General features: G+C 62.4%; 12 protein-coding genes. 5 read left to right on the plus strand and 7 right to left on the minus strand.

Features of this window, described 5'->3' with window-relative positions:
* Nucleotides 1-129: 129 nt before the first annotated feature.
* Both IFT59_RS04015 and IFT59_RS04020 read right to left on the minus strand, forming a co-directional pair.
* Nucleotides 130-291 carry a hypothetical protein gene (locus IFT59_RS04015; RefSeq protein ID WP_156461904.1) on the minus strand — a complete coding sequence of 54 codons (162 nt, stop codon included), beginning with the start codon at nucleotides 289-291 and terminating at the stop codon, nucleotides 130-132.
* A 202-nt stretch (nucleotides 292-493) separates the two neighbouring features.
* The gene (locus IFT59_RS04020) at nucleotides 494-841 is read right to left on the minus strand and encodes a hypothetical protein (protein WP_092660075.1); all 348 of its coding nucleotides are present in this window, start codon (nucleotides 839-841) and stop codon (nucleotides 494-496) included.
* A gap of 224 nt (nucleotides 842-1065) precedes the next feature.
* Here IFT59_RS04020 and IFT59_RS04025 point away from each other — a divergent pair, with 224 nt between their 5' ends.
* Nucleotides 1066-1620 (plus strand): transglutaminase-like cysteine peptidase, encoded by a 555-nt coding sequence (locus IFT59_RS04025; RefSeq protein WP_192086144.1) that lies wholly within the window; start codon nucleotides 1066-1068, stop codon nucleotides 1618-1620.
* 83 nt (nucleotides 1621-1703) lie between these two features.
* Here the strand turns inward: IFT59_RS04025 and IFT59_RS04030 are convergent, their stop codons facing one another.
* Nucleotides 1704-2591, minus strand: coding sequence for an EamA family transporter (locus IFT59_RS04030; protein WP_192086145.1), 888 nt, complete (start codon nucleotides 2589-2591; stop codon nucleotides 1704-1706).
* Nucleotides 2592-2928: 337 nt separating this feature from the next.
* Between IFT59_RS04030 and IFT59_RS04035 the strand changes: the two genes are divergently transcribed.
* Both IFT59_RS04035 and IFT59_RS04040 read left to right on the plus strand, forming a co-directional pair.
* Nucleotides 2929-4224 (plus strand): adenylosuccinate synthase, encoded by a 1296-nt coding sequence (locus IFT59_RS04035; RefSeq protein ID WP_062455165.1) that lies wholly within the window; start codon nucleotides 2929-2931, stop codon nucleotides 4222-4224.
* 58 nt (nucleotides 4225-4282) lie between these two features.
* Nucleotides 4283-6724, plus strand: coding sequence for a hypothetical protein (locus tag IFT59_RS04040; protein ID WP_192086146.1), 2442 nt, complete (start codon nucleotides 4283-4285; stop codon nucleotides 6722-6724).
* 150 nt (nucleotides 6725-6874) lie between these two features.
* Here IFT59_RS04040 and rpoH read toward each other — a convergent pair whose 3' ends face one another.
* Both rpoH and IFT59_RS04050 read right to left on the minus strand, forming a co-directional pair.
* Nucleotides 6875-7777 carry an RNA polymerase sigma factor RpoH gene (gene rpoH, locus IFT59_RS04045; protein ID WP_062455169.1) on the minus strand — a complete coding sequence of 301 codons (903 nt, stop codon included), beginning with the start codon at nucleotides 7775-7777 and terminating at the stop codon, nucleotides 6875-6877.
* 205 nt (nucleotides 7778-7982) lie between these two features.
* On the minus strand, nucleotides 7983-9008 hold the full coding sequence (locus tag IFT59_RS04050) for an RluA family pseudouridine synthase (RefSeq protein WP_092660092.1): 1026 nt from the start codon (nucleotides 9006-9008) through the stop codon (nucleotides 7983-7985).
* Between the two features lie 45 nt (nucleotides 9009-9053).
* Between IFT59_RS04050 and IFT59_RS04055 the strand changes: the two genes are divergently transcribed.
* Both IFT59_RS04055 and IFT59_RS04060 read left to right on the plus strand, forming a co-directional pair.
* Complete coding sequence (locus IFT59_RS04055) at nucleotides 9054-9443, plus strand: hypothetical protein (RefSeq protein WP_092660094.1); 390 nt, start codon at nucleotides 9054-9056, stop codon at nucleotides 9441-9443.
* Nucleotides 9443-10264, plus strand: coding sequence for a TrmH family RNA methyltransferase (locus tag IFT59_RS04060; RefSeq protein ID WP_192087098.1), 822 nt, complete (start codon nucleotides 9443-9445; stop codon nucleotides 10262-10264). Before IFT59_RS04055 ends, IFT59_RS04060 begins: the two co-directional genes overlap by 1 nt.
* Before the next feature lie 16 nt (nucleotides 10265-10280).
* On the opposite strand, the gene IFT59_RS04065 is transcribed toward IFT59_RS04060, so the two are convergent.
* Together IFT59_RS04065 and IFT59_RS04070 are read right to left on the minus strand one after the other, a co-directional pair.
* Nucleotides 10281-11528, minus strand: a complete 1248-nt coding sequence (locus IFT59_RS04065) for a hypothetical protein (RefSeq protein ID WP_192086147.1) — start codon at nucleotides 11526-11528, stop codon at nucleotides 10281-10283.
* Nucleotides 11529-11628: 100 nt separating this feature from the next.
* Nucleotides 11629-12165 (minus strand): DUF1134 domain-containing protein, encoded by a 537-nt coding sequence (locus IFT59_RS04070; protein ID WP_062457827.1) that lies wholly within the window; start codon nucleotides 12163-12165, stop codon nucleotides 11629-11631.
* Between the last annotated feature and the right edge of the window lie 92 nt (nucleotides 12166-12257).

Here is a 12257-nt window from a genome sequence, read left to right on the forward strand (position 1 = left end):
GACTGGAACAATGCCACTAAAACTTAACGAAAAGTTTAACGGCCCAGAAAGCAGCCGAAAGGCTCCACGCGCTCGCCTCGGCGCGATGGTTTGCGATCGTCGACATTGAAGGGGTTGCGGAGACTCGGACTAATCGTCGAGGTATCGTTCGCGGTCCTCGACCATCACTTTTTTGGAGAAGGCTGACTGGATCAGCGCTGCGGGCAAAAGCACGATAAACGCGACCACGGTGGCGACACCGTAGGCGAGGGCGGCCAGCGCCCATAGAATGCGGTTGATCATCGGCTTCATCCAGGTTGCCCGATCGGTTGCCTCGGCCCGCACACATAGCACGAAGATCTCTCCAATTCATGAGTATGTTTTCACATACACGAGCTGCGCAGAAAAGTTTTATAGCGCAGTCGCAGGGGCGTTCGCTGAAGCCCCGATATCGAAAGAAAAAGGCCGCTCAATGAAGCGGCCTTGATCATGTCTGCGATACGCCAGAGGGCGATCAGCAAGTTGGATTGGTTTCCATGGTCATCATGGCTCCACCGGCGGTACCAGTGTTGGTGCTGGCGCCCGGATTGGAGTTGTTGCCGGAAGCCACGCCCGGATCCTTCATCGTGCCTGCCTGGCAGTTGGTCGATGGCGTTGTGCCGGATGTGCTGTTGGTCGAGGACGAATCCACGCCCGGCAGCGACGTTGTCGGCGCGGTCTGTTCGACACCGGACATCGGCATCGACTTGCCGGTGCTTCCGGATCCGTCATTGCCGCCCGAACCGGAGCCGCTGGTCTGTGCAAAAGCCGAGGTTGCGAGACCGAGCGAAAGGGCTGCGACGGTGATTAGTTTAATGCTCATGGGAATGTTTCCTTCTTGTTGTCCTCACAGTTACCAAACCGCCCCAGGTGCAGTTGGTTCCAGCTATTGCGCGCCAATTCCTTTTGTGTGCCAGCGCGGGAAAAAAATGGATTTCAATAAAATTGCATCTATTCGTTTAAGCGCGCCGCAAACCTGGCTGCGTATGGTCGTCCCATAACGAAACGAGATGGCAACAGAGCCATCCGCCAAACAGGGTACGGGCCATGATCAAGAAGCTCATCATTTCCGCGATCGTACTGACCGCGCTGGTTGCAGGCAAGGAAGCCAATGCTGCAGGTCCGGGCTCGTTTGCCCGCTCGCTCTCAGGCGTTTCCGCTCTCCACATGCAGGTCGCCCAGAACCGTACCCATGGCGCTGAAGGCTCCAACACGATTTCCGAATTTACCATCGACCAGGCCGTTGAGCTGAAGCGCGTCAACGACGCGGTCGACGGCACGCTTGCAGCCGTCGACGGCTATCTCGACACGTTCGCCGACGACCTTGCTGCCGATCAGGATCTCTGCCTCGATTGCGCCGATCTCAAGCGCGACCATCTCGTTTCCATCGGCTGGGATAGCCGCAACCTGACGATCGGCTACGCTCTCAACGACGAGGGCCGGATCGAACGGGTCCTGGTTGTTGCAACGCCGCGCGGCGACATCGTGCTCTCGCATGGCGGCCTGACGGTCGACAGGACTGCCCAGACGATGACCGAGACCACGAAGGCTAGCGATGCTCTGCCTTCGCCAGCTGCCACTGCCGACCATTACGATATCTAAAGCTCACTGACCCTGCTGGCCGGTGGCGTCGACGTGCCCTGACGCTGCCGGCCCTTTTTTTCCAAGTTGTCGCCCGTTCGCGTCTATCGCTGTGCGGGCTTTCCCCATTCTGCGATGGCAATGCCGCCAAGCGCCAGAACCAGCGCCACGATGTGGAATGCCTGCAGGTTTTCGCCAAGAACGATCACCGAAAGCAGGGTGCCAAAAACAGGCACGAGATTGATGAACAGGCCGGCCCGGTTGGCACCGATCTCCTCGACGCCGCGGATATAGAGCACCTGCGCGATCAGCGATGCGAAGACGGCGGTGTAGACTGCGATGATCCAGCCGTTGGCGTCCGGCCAGATCATTCGGTCAGCCGAATATTCCCACGCGGCGGCGGGAATGCTGCCGAGCAGGGCGAACAGCGCCGGCATTGCCATCAGGCTGCGCCAGCTGATGGCCGGGCGAAAACGCAGCGTCACCGTATAGACCGCATAGGCGACGATCGCGATCATCATGACCGCATCGCCGAAATTGACGCTGAGCGTGACGATGGTCGACAGGTCGCCATGGGCTGCCGTCAAAAGCCCGCCCATCAGGGTCAGCGCGAAGCCGACGATCTGCAGCCAGGATACTTTCATCCGGAACAGCACGAAATTGAACAGGAAGATCAGCACCGGAATAAGCGTCTGCTCGACGGTGACGTTGATCGCCGTGGTGTAATTGACCGCGGTGTAGAGCGCCGCATTGAAGACGACGTAGCCGACGAGGCCGAGAAAGGCGAGAAGCGGCAGGTTCGACCGGATCACCGGCCAATCGCGGCGAAGATCGGGTATGGAGATCGCGAAAATGATGACGGTCGCGAACGCCCATCGCCAGAAGGTCAGGAGCATCGGGCTGATATGACCGATGGCAAGCTTGCCCGCGACCGCATTGCCTCCCCAGCACAGCGTCGCGACGATCAGGAAGATATAGGCTCTGCGGTACACGATAATCTCCTCCGCGTGCCGTGTCGACGGCCCGTCCTTGCCCTATCGTCTTTCGTCAGCGCCGACCTTGGCCGGAACGCTTGGCGTGGGCCATAGCGTGGGAATTTGCAAATTGTCACGCAAAAACCGTCCAGCATTCACAAACAGGTCGCTTTCCTCGGGCCAAGGCATTATAGATGCGCGCGTTTGCAGGGGCGGGTCCGGCGCGGTTTCGGACGAGCGCCCTTGTGGGAGAGAACTCTATCTGGCGCTCGCAACGCCGCTGTCTCAGAGCAGCGGTGCTGTCGCGGCGCTGTGGCGTGCTTGAAGGGCAGGCCCGAAACGCAGGAAAGCAAAGATGACGAATGTAGTCGTGGTTGGTTCGCAGTGGGGTGACGAGGGCAAGGGCAAGATCGTCGACTGGCTCTCTGAACGGGCGGATATCGTCGTTCGGTTCCAGGGCGGCCACAATGCCGGCCATACGCTCGTCATCGACGGTGTCAGCTACAAGCTGTCGCTGCTGCCCTCCGGTATCGTCCGCGGCAAGCTTTCGGTTATCGGCAACGGCGTCGTCGTCGATCCGCACGCGCTGGTCGCTGAAATCGCAAAGCTCGACGGGCAGGGCGTCAAGGTCACCCCGGACGTGCTGCGCATCGCCGACAACGCGACGCTGATCCTGTCGCTGCACCGCGAGCTGGACGGCCTGCGCGAAGATGCGGCGTCCAACACCGGCACCAAGATCGGCACCACTCGCCGCGGCATCGGCCCGGCCTATGAAGACAAGGTCGGCCGCCGCGCCATCCGCGTCATGGATCTTGCCGACCTCGATACGCTGTCGGCCAAGGTCGATCGCATCCTCACCCATCACAACGCGCTGCGCCGCGGTCTGGGCGAGCCGGAAGTCAGCCATGAGACGATCATGCAGGAACTGACCTCGGTCGCCGAACAGGTTCTGCCGTTCCGCGAAACCGTCTGGGAACTGCTGGACAAGGAGCGCCGCAAGGGTTCGCGCATCCTGTTTGAAGGCGCGCAGGGCTCGCTGCTCGACATCGACCACGGCACCTATCCGTTCGTGACGTCGTCGAACACGGTTGCCGGCCAGGCTGCTGCCGGTTCCGGCATGGGCCCGGGCTCGCTGGGCTACATCCTCGGCATCACCAAGGCCTACACGACGCGCGTCGGCGAAGGCCCGTTCCCGACCGAACTCCATGACGAAATTGGCCAGTTCCTCGGTGAAAAGGGCCATGAGTTCGGCACCGTCACGGGTCGCAAGCGTCGCTGTGGCTGGTTCGACGCGGCGCTGGTGCGCCAGTCGGTCGCGACCAACGGCATCACCGGGATCGCGCTGACGAAACTCGACGTTCTCGACGGTCTGGAAGAACTGAAGATCTGCGTCGGCTACATGCTCGACGGCCAGCGGATCGACCATCTTCCCGCAAGCCAGGCGGCGCAGGCTCGGGTCGAGCCGATCTACGTGACGCTGGAAGGCTGGAAGGAATCCACCGTTGGTGCAAGGTCCTGGGCGGACCTGCCGGCACAGGCGATCAAATACGTTCGTCAGGTTGAGGAATTGATTGGCGCGCCAGTTGCGCTACTTTCCACAAGTCCGGAACGCGACGACACCATACTTGTGACGGACCCGTTTGAAGATTAATGTCAACTATTGATTATCCATTCAGCCGGCTTGAGCCCGGCGACAATGAGAAGTGCTGATGGCAGATTTTGTAGCGGTGATCCGCCGCGCTGTTGATGGTCTGGCGACAAACTCGCCTGAAGCCCGCGCGAAAGTGTATGAAAAAGCGCGTGGTGCCGTTCAACGGCAGCTCGAGAACATGAAGCCGCGGCCGCCGGAAGAAATGCTTCGGCGGCAGATGGACAAGCTCGAAACGGCGATCGTCGAAGTCGAGAGCGAGCACGCGGAGGCGCTGGCGCCGTTCGAGAACGAGGCTGGTTTCGCCGACGACGAATTTGCCGCCGGCCAGCCTGCGCCCGCTGAAGAGACGGTGCTGCCGGCTCCAGCGGAGCCCGAGCAGGAACCGGCACCCGCTCCGGGCGAAGAGCCCGAACAGGCAGCACCGCTCGCCGCTACTGAGCCGGCTGGCTATTCGTATGACGAGCCGCCGCGCTATGATGAACGGCACGAGCCTGTTGCTTCTGTTGCAGCCGAAGAACGCGAACCTGACGTTGCCCATTACGAACCGGCTGTAGAGCCGGAGACGTATGAGGCACGCACGGCCTACGAAGAGCGTCCGCTTTACGAAGAGCCTGTGCCGTCCGAGGAGCAGGACACTGTTCATCAAGGTGGATGGCCGGTCGGCGATGTCGCTGCCGTCGGTGAACGCGATGAGCAGGTCCACAACGAACCTGTGGCCGATGACGGCCGGGCACATTCCGTCGACGCGCCGATCGAGCAGTATCCCGGGACTGTCGACGAGCCTGTTGCAAACGAGCGGGATGATGATCTTCCCTACTCGGCTGCCCGTCAGGACGATGACGTCGCCCACGTCCAGTGGCCACCGCAGACCAGTGCGGAGCCAGCGCGCACGGAACATGCGCCGCTTTTCGAAGAGCCCACCTGGCAGGAGCCGGCGCATTCCGAAAACACCGCCGCAGCCGCTTGGGACGACGTCCCGGAACTGGTGCCGGCCGGTCCCGTCGAGCCGGTCCATCAGCACCAGCCGCAGGCCGATCTACACAGTGGTGATCGCGTCGACGCGCATTTCGACCAGGAAACCCATGTTTCTGCCGATGCAGTTCGCATGCCATCGGTCGCTGAGCTCCCAAGTTTCGGCCAGACCGGGACGGAGACCGGGCGCAAAGACGACAGCGACGATTTCTTCGCAGGCTACCAGCTTGACGCAAAAGCGGATGAGCAGGCACAAAAACCTGCCGGCAAGGATCACGAGAAGGATCCCTGGAGCGATCTGGATGACCTGATCGGGTACAGCAAGGGCGCGGCAGTTGCCGGCGCCGGCGCTGCCGCCTCGAGCCCGAGACAGGCCCAGTCGGATGACAATCTCGAAGACCTGATGCCGACCCCGGCTAAGCCATACCGGGTGACGACGACGCGCAAGCGCAATTACGGTGGCCTCGCACTCGGACTGGTCGGCCTTCTGCTGCTGGGTGGCGCTGGTTATGCCGCCTGGATGAACCGCGACGCGCTGAGCGAGATGGTCGAAGGCTTCATGCCGTCTTCCTCGACGGACACGGCGGTCTCGCCCGCGACCTCGCAACCGGCCTCCGGGAACGCAACTACGGCTCCGGCAACAGCGCCGGCCAACCCGACGCCTTCGACGCAGCAGGCAAATGGCCAGCCCGCCGGTCAGACGAGCCCGCCGCCAGCCGCGGACGGTTCGACCGCCAGCCCGAAATTCACCCAGCGTCTGATGCCGGATGGCACAGAGGTGGATGAAGGTCCGGGTTCGGCCGGAAGCCTTGCCCAGAACGCCGAAGGGCAGTCGGTGGCGCAGCTCAACGCCCCGCCGACCACGCCGCCTGCGGCGCCTGGTGCTGCCGCGACGGCTGCAACCGCGCCCGGCGCACCTGCAGCGCCTGCCCCCGACGCCAACCCGGCAGCGACCCCTGCGGTCTCCGGCGAAAAGATGTTCCTCTATGAAGAGCGTCTTGGCCAGACCGCGCCGACCGCGATCGACGGAAGCGTTTCCTGGTCTCTGCAGCGCGAACCGGGTTCCAACGGCGGTCCGCCTCAGGCTGAAGTCCAGGCCCGCATCACCATACCCGGTCGTGGTCTGACCGCGCTTGTGACGTTCAAGCGCAACTCGGATCCGTCGCTGCCCGCGAGCCATCTGATCGAGATCGTCTTTGCCGTCCCGCCGGACTTCGAGGGCGGTGCCATCGACAGCGTCCAGCGCATTGCGATGAAGACATCCGAGCAGGATCGCGGCAACGCCCTGATCGCGGTTCCGGCCAAGATCACCGACGACTTCCACATGATCGCGCTCAACGATTTCCCGGATGCCCGCAACACCAATATGGAGCTGCTGCGCACCCGCAACTGGATCGACATCCCGGTCGCCTATCGCAACGGACGCCGCGCGCTGTTCACGCTCCAGAAGGGGCCTGAAGGCGAGAAGGCGTTCAACGAGGCCATCCGCGAATGGGGCCAGGCCGGCGGCGGCCAGACGGGCCAGTAATCGACCGGTCGCAGGACATAGGTCATTCGAGAAGGGTCGCGAGAGCGGCCCTTTTCCATTTCCAGCCTCCCGTTGCGAACTCCCATGGCTTCGGCCAAAGAAAAAGGCCGCAAGATGCGGCCTTCGGTCTGCGAGTGCTGGTGTCTCTCGTTACGCGTCGACGACGCGCAGGGCCTGAGCCTGGGCGAGCGCTTCCTTGCGCACCGCATCCTGCACCTTTTCGAAGGCGCGAACCTCGATCTGGCGAACGCGTTCGCGGCTGATGTCGAACTCGGTCGAGAGTTCTTCGAGCGTCACCGGGTCTTCCGACAGACGGCGGGCTTCGAAGATGCGGCGTTCGCGTTCGTTCAGCACGGCGAGTGCCTTGCCGAGCATGCGGCGGCGCGTGTCGAGTTCGTCCTGCTGGATCAGGACCGCTTCCTGGCTCTCGTGATCGTCGACCAGCCAATCCTGCCACTGGCCGGCTTCGCCTTCAGCCGCCCGGATCGGGGCGTTGAGCGAAGCGTCGCCGGAGAGGCGGCGGTTCATCGAGATCACTTCTTCCTCGGATACGTTCAGCTTGGTGGCGATCTCGGTCACCTGGTGCGGCTTCAGATCGCCTTCCTCGATCGCCTGGATCTTGCCCTTGAGGCGGCGCAGGTTGAAGAACAGCCGCTTCTGGTTGGCGGTCGTGCCCATCTTGACCAACGACCAGGAGCGCAGGATGTATTCCTGGATCGAGGCCTTGATCCACCACATTGCATAGGTCGCCAGACGGAAGCCGCGTTCCGGGTCGAATTTCTTGACGGCCTGCATCAGACCGACATTGCCTTCCGACACGACTTCGCCGATCGGCAGGCCGTAGCCGCGATAGCCCATGGCGATCTTTGCGACGAGACGCAGGTGGCTCGTCACCATCTTGTGGGCGGCCGCGCGATCACCATGCTCGGCGTAACGCTTCGCGAGCATGTATTCCTGCTGTGGCTCCAGCATCGGGAACTTGCGGATTTCGTCGAGATAGCGATTGAGACCGGCTTCGCCGGCGGTAATCGAAGGCAGATTGTTACGGGCCATGAAGCACCCCTTTCCGATCGTTGTCGGTTCCCGGCAGATTTCATCTGCCCTTACGGCGAACCGATTATGGCGCGGATCGTTCCCGACCCCGCACCAATGCAAGTGTCAGGTAAGTGTGGCGGAACAGCGATTCAAGCGTTCACACCAACGTTATGACATTACAATTGCGTAATGATCGGCCGGACTTCCGGCGACGGTCAGGCCGTCATTGCCGCAGGGCTTCGATCAACTGTTCCAGGTCGTCGGGGATCGGAGCCTCGAATTCCATCACCTCGCCGGTGCGGGGATGTTCGAACACAAGCAGATAGGCGTGCAGCGCCTGGCGCGGGAAGGCGCTGACGACGGTGCGGGCGGGCTCGGGGATCTTGTTGACCTTGGTCTTGAAGCCGCCGGCATAATCGAGGTCGCCGATCAGCGGATGGCCGATATGAGCCATGTGGACTCGGATCTGGTGCGTGCGGCCGGTTTCCAGACGGCATTCGATCAGGGCCGCCAGCGAGGTTGCCTCGGGCGTCTCGTGAAAACGCTCGATCACCTCATAATGGGTCACCGCCTCGCGCGCGTCCACGGCATTCTCGCGGGTGACGGCGCGCTTGGTGCGGTCGCCACCGGCGCGGCCGAGCGGCGCGTCGATCGTGCCCTTCAAACCTTTCGGGCGACCCCAGACGACGGCCATATAGGCGCGTTCCAGAGGACCCGAACGGCCATGGTCGGCGAACTGGTCGGCGAGGTGGCGATGCGCCAGATCGTTCTTGGCGGCAACCATCACGCCCGACGTATCCTTGTCGAGCCTGTGCACGATACCCGGCCGCTTGACGCCACCGATGCCGGAAAGAGTGTCGCCGCAATGGTGGATCAGAGCGTTGACGAGGGTCCCCGTCCAGTTGCCGGCGCCCGGATGCACGACGAGACCCGGCGGTTTGGCGATGACGATCAGGTCCTCGTCCTCATAGAGAACATCAAGCGGAATATCCTCGCCCTTGGGTTCGGGATCCTCCGGTTCCGGCAATGTGATCTCGATTTGATCGCCGGGGGACACTTTCTTCTTCGGCTCGGTGCAGGCCTTGCCGTTCAGCAGTACGACACCCTGTTCGATCAGCGCCTTGATGCGGTTTCTGGAGAATTCGCCGTCCAGAACCTGTGTCAGCCACGCATCCAACCGCCCTTCTGCTGCCTCATCGGCAGTCAGGACTTTCCTCGGGGCTTCGGCTTGTTTAAAGGGGTCGTTCATTCCGGTTTCCGTCAATTCGCAATCTTGCACGCATAAGGACAATTCATGCCCCAACCAGAAGTCGAGGAAAAGGAAGAGCCGCTTGATCCGGCGATGGAGAGAATCCGCCGGAAGATGGTGCTTCTGCAGCTCGTTTCGGGCGGGATCCTGTTTGTCTGCTTTATGGCGGTCCTCGCCGCGATTGTCTATAAGATCTCCCAGCGTCCCGCAGACGGCCCCGCAACGGTCGCGACGTCCGGAAGTTTCACCGTCCCGTCCGACCAGCCGCTGAAGGCCACCGCCGCACTGCCGACCGGTTTCCAAATCGACAATGTGTCGATGTCCGGCAGCCAGCTCGTCTTCCTCGGCCAGCTGAACGGCGCCCGCAAGGTGTTCGTGTTCGATATCGTGCTCGGCCGCATCGTCGCCGATGTGACGATCGCCACCGGTCCGTGATGGAGCCTATCCGCATCGAGGATGCGGACGACCCGCGGATCGCCGAATTTCAGGCGGTCCGCGATCGCGACCTGACGGGCAGGGGCGGGCGGTTTATCGCCGAGGGCACTGTCGTGCTGCGCATGCTGGCGCAGGCACACCGGGCCAAGTCCGGCTTCGTCGCGGAGAAGCTTCTGCTTCTGGAAAATCGGGTGTCCGGGCTGGAAGACATCCTTGGCCGTTTCCCTGACGATGTTTCGGTCTATGTCGCATCCTCTGCCGTTCTCGACCGGATTGTCGGCTTCCACCTCCACCGCGGCGTGCTGGCGATCGGTCGCAGGGCTGAGGAGCCGTCGATTGCGGACCTCCTGCAGAACCTGCCGGAAAAGGCATTGGTCGTTGCGGCCTTCGGCATTTCCAACCACGACAATATCGGCTCGATCTTCCGCAATGCGGCCGCTTTCGGCGCCGATGCGGTGCTGCTGGATGCCGCCTGCTGCGATCCGCTCTATCGAAAGTCGCTGCGGGTTTCTGTCGGCTCCGTGCTCTCGGTGCCCTATGCCCGCACCGGGACGATGACGGAGCTTCTGGACGCGCTGATGTCGCGCGACTTCGCGATCTGGGGCTTGTCGCCTGCCGGACATGCCGAAATCCGCGACGTACCGGCGCATCCGCTGATGGCGCTGATCACCGGGACCGAGGGCGAGGGGCTTCCAGCGCATATCCTGTCGGCGGTCAAGACCGCCCGCATCGCCCAGATGCCGGGACTGGATAGTCTCAACGCCGCAACCGCGACCGGTATCGCGCTCTACGAGATCGCCATGCGGCAGGGCCGGCTCTAAAGCGTTTCCGTGAGGGTTACGACGACTGCTCGTTCAGTTTCGCCATGGCCTTCTTGGCCTTGGTAGCCAGGCTTTCGCGATCGCTGTTGCCGGATTTGCCCGACAAAATCGTATTGATCGGCGAGGCCTTGCCTTCGCGCGCGGCCGTCAGCGCCACAAGGCTTGCGGCGATGGTTGCAAGCTCCTGCCGAAGCGCTGCATCGTTAGCGCCATCGCGCCTCTTTAAAAGCCGTTCCGACACGGCGGTCGCCCGGTTGCGCGCATCGTCTGCGAGATCGATCATGGCCGGTGTCATCATCGCAGCTGTCATCATGGTGGGCTCTGGGTCCATGCCCGTCGGGCGGGCGACGGCTAACACACCCTCCTCGAGGAGATGCGCCTCCTGGATGTCTTCGGGACCGGGCGTGTTGATCTTGCCTGAATTCGACTTCGGTTTTGATCCGGCTGGCGACCCGGTCTTGCGCAGGGCCCGGCTCGCGTCACGGGCTTCCGCATTGGCAGTTTTCAGTTTTTCGCGCAGCCGTTCGATTTCCTGCTGACGGCGGTCCAGCGCCTCTGCCCTGTCGGCACCCTTTGCGATCTCCCGGTCCAGCCTTTCCTGCAGCGCTATCCGGCGTTGCTCTTCCAGCTTGACCTTGCTCTCGGCTTCTTTGGCGCGGGTGGTCATGTCGCGAATTTCCGTGCGCAGCGTCTCGCGTTCGTCGCGAAGATTGCCGATCCGGGCCTTGAGCCCTTCCATCTCTGCCGCATGAGACGAGAGGTCGATGCGGAAATTGTCCGTATCGGCAATCAGCCGGGCAACGTGCTGCTGGCGTTCGCCGATCTCGACATCGCGCATCCGCAGGTCGTCGTGGGACTGTTCCAGCGCCACCTTCAGCTCCTGGATATAGCTGTCTTCCTGGCGAAGACGCGAGCGGGTGGCGGCAGCCTCGACATCCAGCGTGTCGGCCTGCATCTTCAGGTCCTGCCGGTCGTCTTCAAGCGTGCGGATGGTCGCGTTCAGCGCCTCGATATCGAGCATCAGGCGGGTGTTTTTCTCGCGCGCCTGGATCAGTTCCTGAGAGGTCCGGGCGTTTTCCGCCGCATAGACGGCACGTGCCATATCACGCTGGGCACGCACTTCCTCAGGGCTGATCGGCAGTGTCGCGCGGATGCGGTTTTCCGTGTAGCGCACGATCCGCCTGTGGATCGCCGGCGAAATCAGGATGGCAAGCAGCGCCGCGCTGAGGAAACCCAGGCCAAACAGGAGTGCGTATTGGATCACGGAAAGCCGTTCTTTGTGTCTGGAGCGGACAGGCTCTTTTTAAGCACGGGCGCCTGCACCCGGCAAGTGGGCTCGCCCGGTGGAGGCGTCTGCCTGCCGCTCAGAAGGGGTTCCAGGTGGCTTCGCGGGTCATCTTCAGATAGCCGACATTGATGCCGAGACGGGCGCCAAGGCCGGTGCGGATCGGCACCAGGATCACGTTGTTGTTGCGCAGGACAGTCATCCCGACGCCGGCGACTACGAAGGCCGAGCCGGAAACGCCGCCGAAGCGGGCATAGAGCGAATCGACCGTCGGCAGGTCATAGACCAGCATCATAGCGCGGGTGCCCTGGCCGCCGTAATCGATGCCGAGCGATGGGCCCTGCCAGTAGGTCGGATGCTGTCCGGCGTTTTTCGTGTATAGCTGGCCTTCGCCATAGGTCAGGCCGGCGATGAAGGCGCCGGAGCCTTCCTGGCCGAGAATGTAACCGTTGGGCAGGCCGTATTTCGAGAAAGCGTTTTCCACCACCTTGGCGAGACCGCCGCTGGTGGAGCCGAAAAAGCCGTGGCCGGCATCGACAATTTCCTGCATCGAATACTGCGAAGCATTCTGCTGGGCGGATGCCCTTTCGATTGTGACACAGAAAGCGGTTGCCATGACCACGAAAGCGGTGGCAAAGCGAGCGAAGGCGGAAAGGTTCTGGCGGCGCATATTGAAGTCCGTTTGTTAAATCTTCCGTTATCAAGCGT

This window comes from Rhizobium sp. CFBP 8752 (genome assembly GCF_014842035.1).
Lineage (GTDB): Bacteria > Pseudomonadota > Alphaproteobacteria > Rhizobiales > Rhizobiaceae > Neorhizobium > Neorhizobium soli.

What these genes read in the sequence shown, in the direction of transcription:
- IFT59_RS04015 (WP_156461904.1), bottom strand. Translation starts at nt 291, where the DNA reads ATGAAGCCGATGATCAACCGCATTCTATGGGCGCTGGCCGCCCTCGCC.
- IFT59_RS04020 (WP_092660075.1), bottom strand. Translation starts at nt 841, where the DNA reads ATGAGCATTAAACTAATCACCGTCGCAGCCCTTTCGCTCGGTCTCGCA.
- IFT59_RS04025 (WP_192086144.1), top strand. Translation starts at nt 1,066, where the DNA reads ATGATCAAGAAGCTCATCATTTCCGCGATCGTACTGACCGCGCTGGTT.
- IFT59_RS04035 (WP_062455165.1), top strand. Translation starts at nt 2,929, where the DNA reads ATGACGAATGTAGTCGTGGTTGGTTCGCAGTGGGGTGACGAGGGCAAG.
- IFT59_RS04040 (WP_192086146.1), top strand. Translation starts at nt 4,283, where the DNA reads ATGGCAGATTTTGTAGCGGTGATCCGCCGCGCTGTTGATGGTCTGGCG.
- rpoH (WP_062455169.1), bottom strand. Translation starts at nt 7,777, where the DNA reads ATGGCCCGTAACAATCTGCCTTCGATTACCGCCGGCGAAGCCGGTCTC.
- IFT59_RS04050 (WP_092660092.1), bottom strand. Translation starts at nt 9,008, where the DNA reads ATGAACGACCCCTTTAAACAAGCCGAAGCCCCGAGGAAAGTCCTGACT.
- IFT59_RS04055 (WP_092660094.1), top strand. Translation starts at nt 9,054, where the DNA reads ATGCCCCAACCAGAAGTCGAGGAAAAGGAAGAGCCGCTTGATCCGGCG.
- IFT59_RS04060 (WP_192087098.1), top strand. Translation starts at nt 9,443, where the DNA reads ATGGAGCCTATCCGCATCGAGGATGCGGACGACCCGCGGATCGCCGAA.
- IFT59_RS04070 (WP_062457827.1), bottom strand. Translation starts at nt 12,165, where the DNA reads ATGGCAACCGCTTTCTGTGTCACAATCGAAAGGGCATCCGCCCAGCAG.